20 protein-coding genes are annotated in these 17,666 nt (G+C 59.2%); 15 read left to right on the top strand and 5 right to left on the bottom strand.

The features are described 5' to 3' along the window. The first annotated feature begins 21 nt into the window (after positions 1–21). The 14 genes from FJD34_RS00800 to FJD34_RS00865 all read left to right on the top strand — a co-directional run bounded on the left by FJD34_RS00800 (position 22) and on the right by FJD34_RS00865 (position 10,366). Positions 22–444, top strand: coding sequence for a YscB family type III secretion system chaperone (locus tag FJD34_RS00800; protein ID WP_090291209.1), 423 nt, complete (start codon positions 22–24; stop codon positions 442–444). After that, the gene (gene sctC, locus FJD34_RS00805; RefSeq protein ID WP_090291208.1) at positions 432–2,261 is read left to right on the top strand and encodes a type III secretion system outer membrane ring subunit SctC; all 1,830 of its coding nucleotides are present in this window, start codon (positions 432–434) and stop codon (positions 2,259–2,261) included. Before FJD34_RS00800 ends, sctC begins: the two co-directional genes overlap by 13 nt. A gap of 1 nt (position 2,262) precedes the next feature. Beyond that, complete coding sequence (gene sctD / locus FJD34_RS00810) at positions 2,263–3,567, top strand: type III secretion system inner membrane ring subunit SctD (protein WP_090291207.1); 1,305 nt, start codon at positions 2,263–2,265, stop codon at positions 3,565–3,567. After that, positions 3,530–3,736, top strand: coding sequence for an EscE/YscE/SsaE family type III secretion system needle protein co-chaperone (locus FJD34_RS00815; RefSeq protein ID WP_090291206.1), 207 nt, complete (start codon positions 3,530–3,532; stop codon positions 3,734–3,736). Before sctD ends, FJD34_RS00815 begins: the two co-directional genes overlap by 38 nt. Further along, positions 3,736–3,990 (top strand): type III secretion system needle filament subunit SctF, encoded by a 255-nt coding sequence (gene sctF, locus FJD34_RS00820; protein WP_076963238.1) that lies wholly within the window; start codon positions 3,736–3,738, stop codon positions 3,988–3,990. The genes FJD34_RS00815 and sctF overlap by 1 nt, the downstream gene beginning before the upstream one ends. A 2-nt stretch (positions 3,991–3,992) precedes the next feature. Next, complete coding sequence (locus FJD34_RS00825; protein WP_090291205.1) at positions 3,993–4,343, top strand: YscG family type III secretion system chaperone; 351 nt, start codon at positions 3,993–3,995, stop codon at positions 4,341–4,343. Next, positions 4,340–4,921, top strand: a complete 582-nt coding sequence (locus FJD34_RS00830; protein ID WP_090291204.1) for a YopR/YscH family type III secretion effector — start codon at positions 4,340–4,342, stop codon at positions 4,919–4,921. Before FJD34_RS00825 ends, FJD34_RS00830 begins: the two co-directional genes overlap by 4 nt. Next, positions 4,921–5,259: a type III secretion system inner rod subunit SctI gene (sctI, locus tag FJD34_RS00835; protein WP_090291203.1), complete on the top strand. Its 339-nt coding sequence runs from the start codon at positions 4,921–4,923 to the stop codon at positions 5,257–5,259. The genes FJD34_RS00830 and sctI overlap by 1 nt, the downstream gene beginning before the upstream one ends. After that, on the top strand, positions 5,256–6,005 hold the full coding sequence (sctJ, locus tag FJD34_RS00840) for a type III secretion system inner membrane ring lipoprotein SctJ (protein ID WP_090293153.1): 750 nt from the start codon (positions 5,256–5,258) through the stop codon (positions 6,003–6,005). The genes sctI and sctJ overlap by 4 nt, the downstream gene beginning before the upstream one ends. Further along, on the top strand, positions 6,005–6,646 hold the full coding sequence (locus tag FJD34_RS00845) for a Yop proteins translocation protein K (protein ID WP_090291202.1): 642 nt from the start codon (positions 6,005–6,007) through the stop codon (positions 6,644–6,646). Before sctJ ends, FJD34_RS00845 begins: the two co-directional genes overlap by 1 nt. Continuing rightward, positions 6,592–7,308, top strand: coding sequence for an HrpE/YscL family type III secretion apparatus protein (locus FJD34_RS00850; protein ID WP_269458675.1), 717 nt, complete (start codon positions 6,592–6,594; stop codon positions 7,306–7,308). Before FJD34_RS00845 ends, FJD34_RS00850 begins: the two co-directional genes overlap by 55 nt. A gap of 88 nt (positions 7,309–7,396) precedes the next feature. Beyond that, complete coding sequence (locus FJD34_RS00855; protein WP_090291200.1) at positions 7,397–9,436, top strand: patatin-like phospholipase family protein; 2,040 nt, start codon at positions 7,397–7,399, stop codon at positions 9,434–9,436. Between the two features lie 6 nt (positions 9,437–9,442). Further along, positions 9,443–9,853 (top strand): CesT family type III secretion system chaperone, encoded by a 411-nt coding sequence (locus FJD34_RS00860; protein WP_090291199.1) that lies wholly within the window; start codon positions 9,443–9,445, stop codon positions 9,851–9,853. Positions 9,854–10,150: 297 nt separating this feature from the next. Beyond that, on the top strand, positions 10,151–10,366 hold the full coding sequence (locus FJD34_RS00865; protein ID WP_003173733.1) for a TOBE domain-containing protein: 216 nt from the start codon (positions 10,151–10,153) through the stop codon (positions 10,364–10,366). 125 nt (positions 10,367–10,491) lie between these two features. Here FJD34_RS00865 and FJD34_RS00870 read toward each other — a convergent pair whose 3' ends face one another. The 3 genes from FJD34_RS00870 to FJD34_RS00880 are packed head-to-tail and all read right to left on the bottom strand — an operon-like array spanning position 10,492 to position 13,305. Then, complete coding sequence (locus tag FJD34_RS00870; RefSeq protein ID WP_090291198.1) at positions 10,492–11,640, bottom strand: MalY/PatB family protein; 1,149 nt, start codon at positions 11,638–11,640, stop codon at positions 10,492–10,494. Between the two features lie 49 nt (positions 11,641–11,689). Beyond that, positions 11,690–12,370: a Crp/Fnr family transcriptional regulator gene (locus FJD34_RS00875; RefSeq protein ID WP_090291197.1), complete on the bottom strand. Its 681-nt coding sequence runs from the start codon at positions 12,368–12,370 to the stop codon at positions 11,690–11,692. 47 nt (positions 12,371–12,417) lie between these two features. Next, entirely contained in the window at positions 12,418–13,305 is an 888-nt protein-coding gene (locus tag FJD34_RS00880; RefSeq protein WP_090291196.1) for a LysR family transcriptional regulator, read from the bottom strand. A gap of 113 nt (positions 13,306–13,418) precedes the next feature. Here FJD34_RS00880 and FJD34_RS00885 point away from each other — a divergent pair, with 113 nt between their 5' ends. Beyond that, entirely contained in the window at positions 13,419–14,279 is an 861-nt protein-coding gene (locus FJD34_RS00885; RefSeq protein WP_050593390.1) for a DMT family transporter, read from the top strand. Between the two features lie 738 nt (positions 14,280–15,017). On the opposite strand, the gene narL is transcribed toward FJD34_RS00885, so the two are convergent. Next, positions 15,018–15,665, bottom strand: a complete 648-nt coding sequence (narL, locus tag FJD34_RS00900; protein ID WP_032861267.1) for a two-component system response regulator NarL — start codon at positions 15,663–15,665, stop codon at positions 15,018–15,020. Further along, positions 15,662–17,467, bottom strand: a complete 1,806-nt coding sequence (locus FJD34_RS00905) for a HAMP domain-containing protein (protein WP_032861266.1) — start codon at positions 17,465–17,467, stop codon at positions 15,662–15,664. Before FJD34_RS00905 ends, narL begins: the two co-directional genes overlap by 4 nt. Between the last annotated feature and the right edge of the window lie 199 nt (positions 17,468–17,666).

Here is a 17,666-nt window from a genome sequence, read left to right on the forward strand (position 1 = left end):
TGCCGGATACGCCGAGGAATCATGGAACATTTACTGACTGGATTGGCCGCACGCACGGGCCAAGGGGTTTTTGTGGCCGATCAAACAGGTCGATATCACCTGCGGATCGACGGTCACAGTCTTTTTTTACAACGTCAGGGGGCTGATCTTGTGCTGTCCAGCCCGCTGAACTGGCAAGTTCAGCACCAATCTGCGGCTGAACGTGAAGTGTTGCTGAACCTGCTAGGCCAGGTCATCCGATGGAGTCGGCGCTATCCCCAGGCGTTGGCCACCGATGAACAGTCAAACCTGATGCTCGAAGCGCGTCTGGAATTCGCCACCCTGGAACTGGACGACCTGGAGCGAGCGCTATCGGCTCAGGTCGCGATTCTGGAAACGATCAAGCCAGAGCTGTTGATTGCAGGCCTGGAACCGCAGTGGAAACAAACTTTATGGCGTCCCTGAGTGTTTCGCGGTACTTGAGCCTGGTCTTTGCATTGCTCTTGACCGAAACCGCCCAAAGCCAGGATCTGGATTGGCCGCAAATCCCCTACAACTATGTCGCCCAGGGTGAAAGCCTGCGTGATGTCCTGGCCAATTTCGCTGCCAATTACGACGGCTCGGTGATTGTCAGTGACAAGGTCAATGATCAGGTCAGTGGACGTTTCGACCTCGATGATCCTCAGTCCTTTGTGCAACTGATGACTTCGCTCTACAACCTGATCTGGTACTACGACGGTGCTGTTCTCTACGTATTCAAGGCCAGCGAAATGCAGTCGCGGCTGGTCAAGCTGGAGCAGATCGGCGAAACCGAACTGAGGCAGGCACTGGAAACTGCAGGTGTCTGGGAACCGCGATTTGGTTGGCGATCGGACATGAGGGGGCGGTTGGTGTACGCCTCCGGCCCCCCACGGTATCTGGATCTGGTAGAGCAAACGGCCCTGGCTCTTGAGCAGCAGCATGCTCTGCGTATTGAGAAGACCGGAGACCTGGCCGTGGAAATCTTTCCGCTCAAGTATGCAGTCGCCGAGGATCGGCGAATCAAGTATCGCGAAGACGATATTGATGCACCGGGCGTGGCGACCATTCTTGCTCGCGTGCTGAGTGACGCTAATGTGGTGTCGGTGGAAGGCGGACAGGACAGCCCTCGATTACCGACGCAGTCCGGGCGAGCCGTGGTTCAGGCCGAGCCTTCGCTCAATGCCATCATTGTACGCGATACCAAGGATCGCATGCCGATGTACCGGCGCTTGATCGCGGCACTGGATCGTCCTTCGGCGCGAATCGAGGTCGGTTTGTCGATTGTCGACATCAACGCGGAAAACCTCGCCGAACTGGGCGTGGACTGGCGCGTCGGTATAGGCGTCGGCCCAAACAAGCTGATCGACATTCGCACCACCAGCCAGAACATTGGCAGTCAGGGCAATACCAGCCCTGGTACCGCGCGAGAGGCCGGTGCCAGCCTGGTGGATAGCCGGGGGCTGGATTACCTGCTTGCCCGCATCACATTGCTACAGAGTCAGGGGCGCGCTCAGGTCGGTTCGCGGCCGACCGTGCTGACCCAGGAAAACACCCTGGCAGTGATTGATCACAGCGAAACCTATTACGTCAGCCTTGTGGGTGAGCGGGTGGCTGAACTCAAGGCGATCACCTACGGCACCATGCTGAAACTGACGCCGCGGGTCATCCAACTGGGCGATAAGCCAGAAATCAGCCTCAGCCTGCATATCGAGGACGGTAATCAGAAACCTAATAGCTCAGGAGCGGGCGGGGTTCCTACCATCGCTCGCACTGTGGTCGATACCGTGGCACGCGTGGGCCACGGACAGAGCCTGTTGATCGGCGGTATCTACCGTGATGAGCTCAGCGAATCCATGCGCAAGGTTCCGCTGCTGGGCGACATTCCGTATCTGGGAGCGTTGTTCCGGTTCAAGTCCAGTTTCACCCGTCGCTCGGTGCGGCTGTTTCTGATCGAGCCGCGCTTGATTGACAACGGGCTAGGCCATTTTGTGGCGTTGGGCAGCAAGCGTGGCTATATGGATCAATTGCTCCAGGTGGATGAGCTGTCGAACCAGAGTCTTTCGTTGCAGAAATTGCTCGGTACTGCGCAGTGCCAGGCACTGGGTCAGGCCCGCGAGCTCCAGCAAGTGCTGGCACAGGCAGGCAAGGACTCTTCGCTGATGGCATGCAGCCTGGGCAATGACACTACAGGCTGGCGTATTGCCGAGGGTGCCTGCGTCGAAGGTGTCGAACAGTGCGTCCGCGCACCGAAGAAGCCCTGACATGGGTTGGAAAATTCGTTTCTATAGCGGCCTCAATCAAGGGGTTGAAGTGCCGCTGGCTGAAGGACGGGTAGTGATCGGTTCCGATCCGCTGCAAGCTGATCTGGTACTGGTCGATGAAGGCATTGCTCCGATCCACCTGGTGCTCGATGTCGACCCGCAAGGTGTACGCCTGTTGGAGTGGGCCGAAGGTAATCAGCCACTTCAGGAGGGGCAGCCGCTGGCTGGCGGCAGCGCGTTGCAGGCACTGGTCCGCCAGGCTTGTGGGCCGCTGCTGTGGGCCTATTGTGTTCAGGAACGGCAGTTCTGCGAGCAGCTGCCTCTGGCTGCCAACCCTCACGAACGGCGCAGGGCGCAGCCGCGAGTGCGTTGGGGTGGGCGATTGCTGCTTGGTATCAGTGCACTGTTGCTGGCAGGTCTCATTGCTTTGCTTGGCGCCCCCTGGTCGTCTGGGAGCGGTGGCATGGACAGCGAGGACCCGGTCGTCGCCTTGCGCAGCTTTTTACGTGATCGCCAGTATCAGTTTGTGCAACTCGGTGAGCCTCAAGGCAATGGCAGTATTGCGCTCACCGGTTATCTGGAAGACAACCGCACGCGGCTGGCATTGCAGCAGTACCTGGAACGTAGCGGCCTGACGTACCGGCTCGACGTACGCACCCTGGAAGAGATTCGCCAGGGGGTGGAGTTCATCCTGCAGAAATTCGGTTATCGCCAGGTACGCACGGCCAATGGGGACCAGCCTGGCTGGATTCGCCTCACCGGTGAACTGGCACTTGAGGATGAGCATTGGCTGCAAATCGAAAGTTTGCTCAAGGTCGATGTGCCTGGCTTGCTGGGGGTGGAAAACCATGTGCGGCTTGCCGGATCGCACCTCAAGCGGCTCGATCAGATGCTTGCCGACTCTGGTCTCGACGCGGTGCTGGCTTATCAGGACAAAGGTGAGCGAATTGAAGTGCGCGGGCAACTTGATGAGGCTCAACTCAACGCGTTCTACAAGCTGCAGCGTGATTTTCGCCAGGAGTTCGGCGCACGTCCGGCCCTGGACCTGGTGAGTCGCAACAAACGCGGCAGCACCGATGATCTGGAGTTCGTGGTGCGTTCGGTGTCCTTCGGCAAAGTGCCGTATGTGGTGCTGAGCGATGGTCAGAAATACCCGGTCAATGCCTCTACTGCGCAAGGCGTGAGGGTGCTGGCGATCAATGCCGACACCGTGATCGTCAGCCGTGGCAAACAACAATTCATCATCAATCTAAAGGGGGAACCGCTCAATGATGACGGTTTTGGAGGAGCGTCTGTGCGCCGCTGACATGGACTTTGAACAGCAGATACGCGCGCAACTGCAACAGGCCAGGGCCTGCGTCAAACGTCGTTTGATCGGCGGCAGTGATCCTCAGCAGTATCGGCAATGGCAGATGGAAGCTCAGGCAGTCGAGGCCGCCATCAGCATTCTCAACACCCTCAAGGGAGCTTCATGATGGCATCGATCTTTACCAATGACAGTAGCGTCAACACGCTCGACAAAGTCGCGGAAAACCTCAAGGACCAGGCCAACAACGCCAACAAGGAGGTCGGTGATGCGATTGCCGCTCTCAAGGACTCTGCGGATAACCCGGCGCTGCTGGCCGAGCTGCAACACAAACTCAACAAGTGGTCGGTGATCTACAACATCAACTCGACTGTCACCCGTTCGATGAGAGACCTGATGCAAGGCATCCTGCAGAAAATCTGATTATGGACAGTTCATTGAAAGGGCTGATGGCAGAACTAGCCCTGGCCGGTAGCGGTCATCACTGCCACGAAGAAGCACAGCACATTGCCAACTGGCTTGAGCAGGTCGAGGGGCAGGAGGAGGCCGCGTGCCTTATCCGTCTTTCCAGCCTGATGAACCAGGGACATTACCAACAGGCGCTGGTGCTGGGCGAGGGCAAGCCGTGGCCGGCACTTGCGCCTTGGCTGGCGTTGTGTGAATGGCGGCTGGGCTTAGGCACCGCGTTGGATCGGCGCCTGGCCGAGCTGGCGGCGAGCGAAGACCCGCGGCTGCAGCAGTTTGCCCAAGGCATGCGTGACCCGGAGGGGGCATGAACCGGATCGACTCGGCGCCCGGGCAACTGCCGCCTCGTGATGCACGGGACACTCGACCTGCGTTACCCGCCGAGCCCGGTCAGGCACAAGCATTTGACGCGGCAATGAAACCTGCTGCGGTGTCGCCCAAGCCTGTCTCGATCGACGCCCCCTTGCAGCTCTGGTTGCATGGTACGGATCTGACAACTGCACTGACGGGTATGGATGTCCGTCAGCAGTGTGACGCCGTGTGGAAGTGGTATCGCCAGGATCTGCCGGAATCGGCCGAAGGGCGTCGTGGTGAACTGCTCAACTGGCTGATGCAGGGCCTGTCGGATCGCTTGCTAGTGCGCTTTGGGCAACAACACCTGGGACTTGAACAGGATCGTCTGGCGCTCAAGGACATGCTCAAGGAGCAGGCACCGTTCGGCAAGCAACAGGAAACCCTGTTGCTCAACGTACTGAGTGAGGTCAAGGGCGTCGAGGGCAGTGACTACCTGCAGGCGATTGTGCGCCGCGAGTTGCAGATCCTGATCCCTGTGAACGCAATGATCAAAAACATGATGAGTTTTACCCACTCACCCGATTTGGAGTCGTGATGGACGTTAGTCAGATAAGTCAGGCCACTGTCACCAGTCTCGATGAGCTCAAGGCACCCCAGGCCAATGCCGGGCAAGTCACCGATTTTGAACAGGCGATGGGCAAGGGTGGTGAGAGCCTGGGAGGTAATTTGCTCAACGAAATCGGGCAGATCAAGGAACGTTTTTCGCAGGCCAAGCATGAACTTGAGGTCGAGCTTTCGACGCCAGGCGACGACCCGAGCAGCCTTATGCAGATGCAGTGGTCGCTGATGCGTATCAGCATGCAGGAGGAACTGATAGCCAAGACGGTAGGGCGCATGAGTCAGAACGTCGAAACGCTGATGAAAACCCAATAAGGTGCTGTGTGAAGAGACTCAATCGAATTCTGATGGTGCTGGCCGTGTTACTGCTCACCGGTTGCAAAGTCGAACTCTATGCCGGTGTCAGCCAGAAAGAAGGCAACGAAATGCTGGCGTTGCTGCGCACCGAAGGAATCTGGGCAGCCAAGCAGCCCGACAAGGACGGCAAGGTCAAATTGCTGGTCGAGGAGTCCGATATCGCCGAGGCGATTGATGCACTCAAGCGCAAGGGCTATCCGCGCGAGAGTTTTTCCACGCTCAAGGATGTTTTCCCCAAGGAGGGGTTGATCTCCTCGCCGGTCGAGGAGCGAGCTCGGCTCAACTACGCCAAGGCCCAGGAAATTTCCCGAACCCTTTCTGAAATCGATGGCGTACTGGTCGCCCGGGTGCATGTAGTGCTGCCTGAAGACCGCGACGGCCTGGGTAAAAAGTCGTCGCCTGCCTCGGCGTCGGTATTTATCAAGCATGCGGCGGATATCCAGCTCGATGCCTACATTCCGCAGATCAAGCAATTGGTGAACAACGGCATTGAAGGGTTGAGTTACGACCGCATCAGCGTAGTGCTGGTACCTTCGGCCGATGTGCGGCAAGTTCCGCTCGCCCCACGTTATGAAACAGTCTTCTCGATTCAGGTGACTGAAGAGTCGCGCAGCCGGTTGCTGGGGCTGTTCGGGTTAATGGTGGCGCTGCTGGTGGTCAGCAACCTCGGGCAATATGTGTGGCAGCGCAGCAGGCTTTCGTGATGACGTTGCTGTTGACGCCCTACCAGCTACGGTTTTGCCCGGCCCGTTACATTCACCCTACACGCCTCCCATCTTCGCTGGCGGGCCTGACCGAAACCCTGGACCACTGGCGCCGGCACAGGGGGATCAATGCATGGCTGCTCAATGAGTTTGCGCTGGGCATCGAGTATGAGTTGCCACCCATGCTCGGCGGCCTCGCGTTCTTTGAACAGGCCGCGCTGGAAAAGACCCTCGGTTATCTGGGCGCACTGCTGCATGGTCACGCGATTCGGCAAGTGCTGGACGCGCAAAACCTGCGGCGGGTTCACGCTGCGATTGGCGAAGCCGGGCATCGCTACTGTCTGGAACAACTGGAACTGATTATTGGCTCCTGGCCGCAAGGCTGGCAGCAACCCTTGCCAGCAGGAGAACTTGTTGATTGCCTGCGCCAGCGCGCGCTGGAGTTCTGGCTGCTGGCCTGTGATGACGCACCCTCGGGATTTTCCAGGCGCCTGGCTTTACGCCTGGCGCCTGGCGAATCCCGGTTATTGGTGTCCCCTCAGCGTTGGCATGTCAGTAGCAGCCAGCGTCCATTGGCCCAGGCGTTGTGTCTGAAAATCGCCCGACAAGTGAGCCCGCAATGCTTCCATTTATTGAAATAAAAGCATCTGAAGTCCGCCTCGCACCGGATCAGGTTCTGCTGCGCAGCGCTGACTATCAAGACTACCTGACGGCAGGCGAGTTGGTTGAAGTCGCGCGCAAACGTGCCGAGGAAATCGAGCGTGCTGCCCATGATGTCTATGAGCAACAGAAGGCGTTGGGCTGGCAGGCCGGCATCGAAGAGGCGAACAAGCGTCAGGCTGTGCTGATTCAGGAAACGCTGTTGCAGTGTCATCAGTATTACCGCGAGGTCGAGCAGCAGATGGGCGGTGTGGTGCTGCAAGCGGTGCGCAAGATCCTTCAGCATTACGACAATATCGAGCTGACGTTACAAGTGACACAACAGGCGTTGTTGCTAGTCAGTAATCAGAAACAGGTCATTTTGCATGTGCATCCGGATCAGGTACTTGAGGTGCGCGAGCAGATTTCCCGAGTGCTCAAGGACTTCCCGGAGGTGGGCTATGTCGAGGTCGTCGCCGATGCCCGACTCGACCAGGGTGGCTGCATCCTTGAGACCGAGATCGGCATCATTGACGCGAGCGTTGGCGGCCAATTGGGGGCACTGGAAGCCGCTTTGAAGCAAACGTGGGGGCATAAGGCGCGAGTGTCTGCCCCTTCGATCGACAGACAATTCGAAGAGCAATCATTGGAAACGCTAAATTGATAAAAAAACGTCTGATACTGAAAAGGCCGCAAAACCCATTCCCTTAGTATTTGCTCCAGTCAACAACTGACTTGCCCCAGGAGCCTTTATGCTAATTCCGTCTTCAGTCAACGCACTTGCCGGTACCAGCCGGCCGCAGGAAATTACTCCGCCCAAGGATCAACAACCGCCCAAGGCCACGTTGTCCACGGACCCTGTGGGCCAGGGTTTGACGGCGGCACTCAAGAGCAGCATCGGTGTAGCCGTCAGCGCGCAATTGCCGGATATCAGTCGGGCCGTCCTGGTGGCACCGCAACCCGAAGGCGCGTCGCAGTTGATCGCCGAAGGCGCGGGGAAGCGGCAGGTTACGCTGCGCAGTTTCGAGAACGGTGTCACCGAGGTCAAACTGACCCGGCCACCGTTGACCGGCCTGGTTCTCAGCGGCGGTGGTGCCAAAGGCGCAGCGTATCCAGGCGCTATTTCAGCGCTCGAAAACAAAGGCGCGCTGGATGGTATCAAGAGCATTTCCGGATCTTCGGCCGGGGCAATCACAGCGGCACTATTGGCGTCGGGGATGAGCGCTGGTTCGTTCAAGAGCCTGTCCGATAGCATGGACTTGATCTCCCTGCTCGACAGCGGCAAAGGCTGGATGAAAAAGCTCCAGCATCTTAACTCTGGCCTAGGCAAGTTGATAACCTTCGGCAACAACGGCGTGGTCGCCAGCATTGTGCGCTTGCTGTACAACATCCTCCCCCGCATGGGTTCAGAAGCGGCGCCACTGGAAAAAGTCCTGCGCACGGAGTCCAGCAAGTCCGTACTGAGCCAGATTGCGGCCCATCCCGAGGTCGCTCGGCAACCCGCCGTCAATGCGATTGTGCAAAAACTGCAAAAGGGCGGCGCAGTCACCTTCAGCGACCTGTCCGTGCTCAACAGACAGATCCCGCAGATCAAAGAATTGAACATCACCGGTACGGCAATGTATGAAGGCCGTCCGCAGTTGGTGGTATTCAATGCCGACCTGACTCCCGACATGGACATCGCCCGCGCCGCGCACATTTCCGGTTCGTTCCCGCTGGTGTTCAAACAAATGGGCGAAACCAACCATCCGTTCCAGGCAGAGAACGAGCGTACCAAGTTCCAGGACGGTGGCGTGATGCTCAATGTTCCGGTAGCGGAAATGATCAACCAACAGTTCTCGAACAGCCCGCTACGTCAAGATGACAACCTCATTCTCAAGTTTCCTGAGGACGCAGTTCCCGACAAGGGCCCTAGCAAGTACCGCCCCAGTGTTTTCGAGTGGGTTGTGGGGGCTCCGTTGGGTGCACAAGCGGCATTGCAGGCGCGCGGGCTTGCAGCGCTGGAGGACCAGACCGTCGTGGTACCGCTCAAAACAGGGTCGGGTGACTACAGCGGCATGCTCAGCGGAACCCTGAATTTCACAATGCCCGATGGCGTCAAGAACGAACTGCAATCGCTGTTGCACAAAGAAGTCGGCAACCATCTCGATAACCGTTTGCAGGCCCGTGAGGCCCACACGTTTGCAACCATGGAAAGCGCGCTGCTGGCGTTGGACGATGAAATGCTTGCCAGCGTTTCGGCGCAAGACCCGGTTCGTACGGCGGATGTCGTGCAATTCAGGCGGGCGGCGACGGAGGCTTTTTCTGAACTCACAGTGGCCATCCTTTCGGCCAAGGACATGAAACTGTCCGAAGGCATGAATTCGGCTTTGGCGCGCCTCGATACGTTGGCGTCGACCCCGGAGCGCAAGGCGTGGGTGGCCAATACGCTGAACAGTACCGATAACACCGACCATCAGCGCTTGTTGGGGGCCTTGCGCGACACGCCTGTGGAGTCGCCGGTATTGAAAGCTGCGGTCGATGAAATGCGCAGACGTGATGTGGCGGTGATCGCCGACAACATCCGCAAAGAAGTGATTCTGCCGTCCCTTTATCGTGTTGGCCAGCCAGCCTCCAACGTCGCGCTGCTCAATCGTGTCGAGCACAGCCTGATGCGTGCGATAAGCCCGGCCCAGATCAATCAGGCCCTGGACGATCTTATCGATAACTACGGCGCGCGAAACAAACCCTGGAGCAAGCCGTCGAGCTCCACCACTGTCGAAATGGCCAAGGCCTGGCGAATTGCGGAGTAAGCTTGAATGTCATTGAAAGACTGGTTGGAACAATGGGATCTGGCGATGCCGCCAGAGGATCAGCACACCTGCCGTCTGCACATTGGCGAGGGTCCCGAGGTGGTACTGGAGCGAGTACCGCATGGCTGGCTGATCGCCCTGCACCTGGGCGCGCTGCCCAAGCGATTGCTGCAAGGTGTGGTACTTCAGTTGTTGCAGGTCAACAGCCCATTCTCGGTGCTTGCCCCCGTCAGACTGACCGCTGATGTCGCTGGCGATCTGGTGCTGTGGGTCGAGGCGTTGGACGGGCAGACCGATGTCGAGAGCCTGAACGCCTGGTATGGCAAGTTGCTCCAGGGGCATGTCTTGTTCAGATCGTTGACCGAGCCAGGTGCGACGCTGTCCGATGCGCCCTTGTCAGGTGGGATCTTTGTCTGAATGGGCTGAGTTGGCCGGTAGCTTTCAACTGTGAAATGACGCCGGGGCCTAATGGGGCCCGGTGTCATTTCGGGGCTTCAAAAATTCAGTTCAAGACTGCGCCGGTGATACCGCATTGGTCATGCAGGCGATCTACGTTCAAACCGTAGAAGTTTTCGGCATGCAATTACAGAGTTCTTATATATCAAAAAGGAATAAATAAATAGTTATTTATTCCTTTTGTTGTCTGTGTGAATGGCGCATTTTGAGGGCCTGCGCATTCGTGCGGATTGACCCAACAGTGAAAGGAAAACCGACATGACCATCAAAGCGATCAACGTGCGCAACCAGTTCAAGGGCGTGATCAAGGAGATCCTGCTGGGCGAAGTGGTGTCTGAGATCGACGTACAAACCGCCTCCGGAATTGTCACCTCGGTGATCACCACCCGCTCGGTGCGCGACCTGGAATTGAAGGTGGGCAGCGAAGTGATTGCCTTCGTCAAATCCACCGAAGTGTCCATCGCCAAGCTCTGATACCAATCCTGCACACCTTTGTAGGAGCCGGCTTGCCGGCGAAAAACCTGAGAACGCTGCGGGGTATCAGATAATCCGCGTCATCGTTGACGATTTTCGCTGGCAAGCCAGCTCCTACAGAGTGTTCAGCGGTTATTCAGGCTGCGCTCCAGGCGTGAAATACCTTCTTCCAGCAATGCCCGCGGGCAGCCGAAGTTCAAGCGTACGAACTGTTGGCTGTCATCGCCAAACTCAATACCGGCACTCAAGCCGACCCTGGCCTGCTCCAGGAAGAACCGCTGCGGATCATCCAGGCCCAGGGCGCTGCAATCGAGCCATGCCAGGTAGGTGCCTTGAGGGGCATGCATGACCATGCCGGGCAGGCGTTTTTGCACCGCGTCCAGCAGGTAGTCGCGGTTGCCTTGCAGGTACGTGACCAGCGCTTCCAACCATTCACCACATTGGCTATACGCCGCCCAGGTGGCTTCCAGGCCCAACGGGCTGACGCTGTCGACCATGCCGCAGCGGGCCTTGTTGAAGCGCTCGCGGATGAGCGGGTCCTGGACAATTGCAAAGCAGGTCTTCAGGCCGGCGACGTTGTAGGCCTTGCTGGCGGACATCAGGGTAATGGTGCGCCGGGCGATTTCTGCACTCAGCGAGGCGGTGGGGATATGCCGGCGCCCGTCAAAGCACAGCTCGGCATGGATTTCATCGGAGATGATCAGCGCACCCGTATCCAGGCACGCGTTGGCCACGGCCAACAACTCTTCGCGGGCGAATACCTTGCCCAGCGGGTTGTGGGGGTTGCTCAACAGCAGTGCGCCGGCGCCCTGCAAGGCCTGGCGCAAAGCGGGCAGGGGGGTGAGGTATTCGCCGTGGTCGCTCAGTTCAAACGGCACTTCGATCTTTGGCAGGTTCCAGTTGCCCGCCGCATGGCGCAGCGGTGCGTAGTTGGGGGTCTGTAAGACCACCGGTTGGCCCGGTTGTACAAAGGCGTGCAAGGCCATGTTGAAACCCGGCTCGACGCCCGGCAGGAACAGCAATTCATCGGGCTGCACGCGCCAGGCGTACTTGTCCCACAGGTCGCGGATGATCGCCTCGCGCACTTGCGGGCGGGCGACGCTGTAGCCAAGCATTTGCTGGTCCAGGCGCGCGTGCAGGGCCTTGAGGATCGCCGGCGGGGCGGCGATATCCATGTCGGCAATCCACATCGGCAAGACGTCTTCGGGGTAGCGGCTCCACTTGGTACTGCCGGTGCCGAGTCGAGGGTGGATCGTGTCGAAATCAAAGCTCATGGGGGCGCTCGTGTCAGGAAGGCGGGCGAGGAATGGCGTCGATTCTAAGTCAGCCGGCCTGATAGGTCATCAATTGCTCCTCGCACAGGATCAGGATCGTACGCCGTTGCACCTCGATCAAGCCGGCGTCCACCAACCGGTGCAGGATCCGCGAAAACGTCTCCGGCTGAATCCCCAGTTTTGACGCCACCAGACGCTTGGGCACCTGCAGCACCACATCGCCGCTGACGGCATCGCGTTCCTGGATCAGAAAGTTGATGACCCGGCGGCTGGCATTGGCCAGGGTCAGGGTGTCGATGTCCTTGAGGCGTTGATGCAAGTGCAGGCTCATGGTGCCGAGGATCGCCAGGCAGATCTGCGGCTGGTCCTCCAGGGCCTTGCGGTAGTGATGCCCCTCGATGCTCACCAGCACGCTGTCCTTGAGCGCCGTGGCACTCACCGGATACGCCTTGGCCTGGCTAAACAGCAGGGCTTCGGCAAAGGTCTGGCCGGGGCGGATGACTTCCACCAGATGCTCCTGGCCTTCGCCGGTGACCCGGTGCAACTTGACCTGGCCACTGACCAGCAGGAAAAACCGATCGGCAGGATCGCCCTGATGCATCAAGGTCGAGTGCCCGGGCAGGCGCTTGAGATTGGCCAGGGTGCAGACATCCTGGAAAATCTTCTCCGGCAACGGGCTGAACAGATGATGCCGGCGCAGGGTTAAAACGATGGATGGATGGGTCAGCATGGCGTACCTCCGCTCCCATCCATGGTAGGGCGTGAGGCCGGTGGGGCCTATGCCTCGTTGGAGGTAGCTCCGAGGAGGCAGTGGCCCTGCAGCAGTGCCGAAAATGCGTCCCGCGCCGGATGGCAGCCTGCGTTGGCATGCCAGTAAAGCAGGTTGTCGATGCGCGTCAGTTCCGCGAACTCGTGGCCTTGCCAGTTGGCGCCCTGACGATATTGCTCGTAGATCCCACGTGGGACCAGCGCGGCGCCGTTGCCGGCGCTGACGCAGCCGATAATCGTGCCGTAGCTGGCGATGCTGATGATTGACGCGGCCTGGTCGTGACGTGACAACCATTGCTCCAGGGCCAGGCGATATGGGCAGCCTGTCGGCCACATAAACAGGGTCAGGCCCTGCAGGTCCGTCACGCTGCGCACCGGCCCCAGGGACTTGGGGGCGATCAGCACCAGGTCTTCGCTATACAGCAGCGTGCTTTCCAGCCCGGGGCGCTGCACATCCACGGCGACAATCGCTGCGTCCAGCCGATGGTACTGGATATCATCGAGCAACTGCGACCAGGTGCCGGTGCTCAACTCCAACGCTACCTGGGGATACAGCGCGTGATAGCGCGCCAGCAACTGCGGCAAGCGCCCGGCTGCACTCGACTCGATAGCACCGATACGCAAACGCCCATGGGGCGCGCCACCGGGTGCGACGGCACGCCGGGAGGCTTCGGTCAGGTCGAGAATTTTCGTCGCGTATTCGATAAACACTTCGCCGGCGGGGCTGACCCTCAGGCCCCGGCCTTCTCGAACAAACAATGCGATACCGAGTTCTTGCTCCAGGGACTTGAGCCTTGCTGTGATATTGGACGGTACGCAATGCAACTGTTCGGCAGCACGGGCAATGCTGCCCAACTCGTAGACCGTCTTGAACATGCGCAGTTGGGACAGTTCCATGATTCACCTGGAGTGAAGGGTGGGCTCAGTTTAAGTCACTTTTTTCAGGGCTTGGGTTTTTTCATACTTTTGCCAGGCAGTGCCTGTGTGCTGCTACGTTCTTGAGAACCCTCATGTCCCGCGCAAAAGTTGTCCTGGCAACCGGTTTCGTCATCCTCTGCTGGGCGTATTCGCCTGTCGGCATCCATATCGCCTTGCAGGCTTATGCTCCCGATAACCTGGCATTACTGCGGTTTGTGATTGCTTCGATTTTTATGGCCGGGGTGGCTGGGTTCAAGGGTGTTTCACGGCCTCGGGTCCGGGATTTCCCTATGTTTACCGTGCTGGGGCTGTTTGCGGTGACACTGCACCACATCGCCCTCAACTACGGCCAGCGCGGTGTGAGTGCCGGGGCGGCGAGTGTGCTGGCGCAATCTACGCCTTTGTTCAGCGCGTTGCTTGCCAGCACGGTGTTCAGGGAGCGGATCAGCACCTGGCAATGGGGCTGTGTGCTCGGTGGCCTGCTCGGTGCGGGGGTAGTAGCGGTTGGGGATCGCGGTTTTGGCGAGCTGGATGGGCACGGCTTGTTGATCCTGCTGGCAGCGGCATCCTGGAGCCTGTATTTCGCCCTGCAAAAGCGATATGCCCAGCGTTATGACGGGCTGACGATGGTGTGCTTCACCCTATGGTCAGGTACGGCGTTGCTGCTGGTGTATCTGCCCGGATTACCGGAGGAATTGGCCCAGGCTCCGGTGTCGGTGAACCTGGCAGTACTGGTGCTGGGCATCTTTCCCAGTGCGCTGGCATACCTGGCCTGGGCGTATGTGCTGACACACAGTACAGTCAGTCGGGCAGCGATTTCGCTTTATCTCATACCGCCGGTTGCAATGGTCTTGGCCTGGGTTTTATTGGCGCAGCGGCCTTCGGTGATGGTGATCGTGGGGACGGTTATTGTTTTGGCGAGTGTGGGGGCGTTGACGGTGAAAGTGCGGTAATTGGGATTACGGCCAGCGTGGTTTAACGGGGCGCCCAAGATCAAAAGCAGAGCAACAGCAACGCCAGAGCGCGCAGCTGCATTCCCCTGTAGGAGCTGGCTTGAACTGCGATCACGCCAGTAAGAACACCTCGGGGTGTCAGATACCCAACGTCATCGTTAACGACCATCGCAGGCAAGCCAGCTCCTACAGGGGATCTTTGCCGGGCACAAATTTGCGTCACACCGACAATCAAATGTGGGAGCTGGCTTGCCTGCGATAGCCGGAGACCAGCCACCCAAGACAATGACTGAACCACCGCTTTCGCAGGCAAGCCAGCTCTCACAGGGGTACGCGCACGCTTCGACGATCAGGTCGGCTATCAGGCCGCCTCGCTTTGCTTGTGATTTTGATCTTAGGCGCCCCGTTAAACCACGCTGGCCGTCATCCGATATTGATTTGGGGGGTAAACCGGCAGGACGCCGGTTTAGCCGCGCTGGGCCATGGATGGCCCATCGCGGCGGCCCCCCAAATCAATGTCGGATGACGGGCACACCGAGCCTAGGCGAGGTGCCGAGTGGTGGGGCAAGAGCGTTTTGCTTACTTTTGCGCTCTTCAAAAGTGAGCCGCCGTAAGGGCGGAACCCATAGCCGCCATGACCGCAGCAACGGATATGTACACATACCAAGAAGTTTGTGTAGATACCCATGGCCATCGCAGGCAAGCCAAACTCCCACAGGCAATACACACAATCAAACCCTACCCAGCCTGGCGCAAATGCTCCATCGCCCAGACCGCCGCTTCCACCCGCGAGCGCAAGCCCAGCTTGTGCAGCAGGTTCTTCACATGCACCTTCACCGTGCCCTCGGTAATCCCCAGCTTGTGCCCGATCACTTTGTTGCTGTAGCCACCCGCAATGGTCTTCAACACCTGTCGCTCGCGCTCGGTCAATTCCACCGCCGCATGGGGCTGGGGCGAGCGCAGTGCCTGGGCCAGTACGCGCGTCAGGCCGGGGCTGATCACCAGCGCACCGTGCAGTGCATCGCGGATGTACTGGATCAACAACTCAGGCTCCATGTCCTTGAGCAGATAACCATTGGCATCCAGGCGCAGGGCATCGCGGATGTCGTCTTCGGCATCGGACACGGTAAACAGCAATACCTTGCCGGCGTATTGCATCGCTCGCAGGCGGCGCAGGGTTTCCAGGCCGTTCATCTGCGGCATGTTGTTGTCCAGCAGCACCAGGTCCGGTTGCAGCGATTCGATCAAGCCCAGCGCTTCCTCACCATTGCCCGCTTCGCCCACGACGTGCAGGTCGTCTTCCAGTTCAAGCATCTGGCGCATGCCGTGGCGCATCATCGGGTGATCGTCGACGAGCAGGATGCCGTGGCGCAGTGAGGTGTTCATGACAAGCTACCTTCTGGTAAAGAGTGCCCGAGGAATTCCGGGCGAAACAGCAAGTGCACCCGCGTGCCCTGGGGCTCGCGGGAAGAGATTTCGAGCTGGCCGTGCAGGCTGCGGGCGCGTTCGTCCATGATCGTCAGGCCGTGGTGTTCGCGTTGGTCCACCGGCTCGCTGAAGCCGCGGCCGTCATCTTCAATGCTCAGGCTCACGGTTTCGCCGTGTTGGCGCAGTTGCAGCCAGGCATTCTGCGCATGGGCGTGGCGCAGGCAGTTGGACAGCGCTTCACGGGTGACTTGCAGCAGGTGGATCTGCTCACTGGCCGACAGCTGGAAGGCCAGCGCATCCACATGTAAATGCACCTGGAACTCGCCACGCCGGGAGAACTCCTCGGCCGTGTCCTTGAGTTCCTGTACCAGCCCTGCGTCGTGGATTTGCAGGCGGAACGTGGTGAGCAACTCGCGCAATTGCCGGTAGGCGTTGTTCAAGCCTTCGCGCAGTTCGCCGGTGACGGTTTCCAGGGTGGCCTTGGGCTCGTCGCGGCGCAGCAGGGTCTGCATGCGGCTGACTTGCAGCTTCATATAGGACAAGGCCTGGGCCAGGGAGTCATGCAGCTCGCGGGCGATGATGGTGCGTTCGTCCAGCAGCAGCAGGCGGTGGTCCTGCTCACGCTGGCGCTTGAGTGAAAGCGAGGTGCCGATCAGGTTGGCCAGGGCCTGGATCAACTGCTGTTCCCAGTCCTGGGGCGCATGGCCGTCGACAAAATGCGCCTTGAGTTCGCCCAGTTCCGCGCCCTGGTTACTGATGCTGAACACCTGTGGCGGGGCGACGTGATGTCGCTCGCAGGTCGCACAATCACCGATGGCGCAGACGTTACGGCTGTTTTCGCCATGCAGCGCGAGCATCTGTTGCGCCGGGGCGAGGAAGTGCCCTTGCAGGCACAGTGACAGGCGCAGGCCCGGCAGGCGGTTCTGGAAGCGGCGGATCAGCTCGTCAAGGCCTTCGGCATTGGCCAGGCGCGAGGCCAGGCTGCGGCTGCTCTCATAGAGCAATTCCAGGGCGGCGTTGGCCTGTTGCAGGTTGAGAGTCTTGTGCTGCACCTGGCTTTCCAGGGTGTGGTGGGACTGTTCGATGGTTTCGGCCAGGGTGTTGAAGCTCAGGGCCAGTTGCCCCAATTCGTCTTGGGAGCGGTGGTTGACCCGCGCCGTGTAGTCGCCATCGCGAAAGCGCCGGGTGGCGTCCACCAGCTCCTTCAGCGGCGTGACCACGCCGTACTGCAACTCATAGAGCCCAATCAACAGGATGATCAGCGTACTGAACAGCGCCAGGCCCTGGATCAACTGTTGCCAGCCTTGTTTGTGCTCGCTCTGTTGCTGCAACAGGCTGACGAACTGGTTGAGTTGCTCGACAAAGGCTGGCGCGCGTTCACGGAAGAAGGTGCCGTCGCCACGCTCGATGGCGGGGAGCAGGTCCTGGTTCCAGTGTTGCTGGATCTGCCGATAGCTCTGTTGCAGGGCGCTGTGCGGGCCGTCTTCGAGCACGGCTTTCAACGACTGGCTATCCAGGCGCCGTTGCAGGCTTTGGGTGATGGCCTGGATTTCATCAATCGGGGCATGGTCGGCGAGCTTCCAACTGAGGTGGTAGGTCTCCATGCGCACCGAGCCTGCGGTGTTGATGGCCGCGCCGTCGCCCTGGCTGAACCAGGCAATCAAACCGGCGCTCAGGGAGCTGGCCAGGGCCAGGATCGCAATCAGGATCACCGCGACACCGGCCCGCGCGGGCAGGGAGCTGCGCAGCCAGTTAAACATCACGGCGTAATCGAAGGGGTAAGGACAGCAGCATGGCGGCACCTGGCATAGGAAACAGTATTGAATTCTGCATTCCCTGGCGCACTACCTCTAAAGAGTTGCCGGCGCACCCTCCCACGGGAAAAAGCCGGCACAAGAGATCAATCCATTGATAAATAAAGACTTTCTCTTGTTATTTGACCTACCTCCTTAGAGGTAG

This window comes from Pseudomonas brenneri (assembly GCF_007858285.1).
GTDB lineage: Bacteria > Pseudomonadota > Gammaproteobacteria > Pseudomonadales > Pseudomonadaceae > Aquipseudomonas > Aquipseudomonas brenneri.

Bases quoted from the DNA above. Each gene is read 5' to 3' on its own strand.
- FJD34_RS00845 (WP_090291202.1), top strand. From the start codon at position 6,005: ATGACGTTGCTGTTGACGCCCTACCAGCTACGGTTTTGCCCGGCCCGT.
- FJD34_RS00905 (WP_032861266.1), bottom strand. From the start codon at position 17,467: ATGTTTAACTGGCTGCGCAGCTCCCTGCCCGCGCGGGCCGGTGTCGCG.
- FJD34_RS00815 (WP_090291206.1), top strand. From the start codon at position 3,530: ATGATGACGGTTTTGGAGGAGCGTCTGTGCGCCGCTGACATGGACTTT.
- FJD34_RS00800 (WP_090291209.1), top strand. From the start codon at position 22: ATGGAACATTTACTGACTGGATTGGCCGCACGCACGGGCCAAGGGGTT.
- FJD34_RS00860 (WP_090291199.1), top strand. From the start codon at position 9,443: ATGTCATTGAAAGACTGGTTGGAACAATGGGATCTGGCGATGCCGCCA.
- FJD34_RS00885 (WP_050593390.1), top strand. From the start codon at position 13,419: ATGTCCCGCGCAAAAGTTGTCCTGGCAACCGGTTTCGTCATCCTCTGC.
- FJD34_RS00825 (WP_090291205.1), top strand. From the start codon at position 3,993: ATGGACAGTTCATTGAAAGGGCTGATGGCAGAACTAGCCCTGGCCGGT.
- sctD (WP_090291207.1), top strand. From the start codon at position 2,263: ATGGGTTGGAAAATTCGTTTCTATAGCGGCCTCAATCAAGGGGTTGAA.
- FJD34_RS00865 (WP_003173733.1), top strand. From the start codon at position 10,151: ATGACCATCAAAGCGATCAACGTGCGCAACCAGTTCAAGGGCGTGATC.
- FJD34_RS00830 (WP_090291204.1), top strand. From the start codon at position 4,340: ATGAACCGGATCGACTCGGCGCCCGGGCAACTGCCGCCTCGTGATGCA.
- FJD34_RS00855 (WP_090291200.1), top strand. From the start codon at position 7,397: ATGCTAATTCCGTCTTCAGTCAACGCACTTGCCGGTACCAGCCGGCCG.
- FJD34_RS00880 (WP_090291196.1), bottom strand. From the start codon at position 13,305: ATGGAACTGTCCCAACTGCGCATGTTCAAGACGGTCTACGAGTTGGGC.
- sctF (WP_076963238.1), top strand. From the start codon at position 3,736: ATGGCATCGATCTTTACCAATGACAGTAGCGTCAACACGCTCGACAAA.
- sctI (WP_090291203.1), top strand. From the start codon at position 4,921: ATGGACGTTAGTCAGATAAGTCAGGCCACTGTCACCAGTCTCGATGAG.
- sctC (WP_090291208.1), top strand. From the start codon at position 432: ATGGCGTCCCTGAGTGTTTCGCGGTACTTGAGCCTGGTCTTTGCATTG.
- FJD34_RS00875 (WP_090291197.1), bottom strand. From the start codon at position 12,370: ATGCTGACCCATCCATCCATCGTTTTAACCCTGCGCCGGCATCATCTG.
- FJD34_RS00870 (WP_090291198.1), bottom strand. From the start codon at position 11,640: ATGAGCTTTGATTTCGACACGATCCACCCTCGACTCGGCACCGGCAGT.
- narL (WP_032861267.1), bottom strand. From the start codon at position 15,665: ATGAACACCTCACTGCGCCACGGCATCCTGCTCGTCGACGATCACCCG.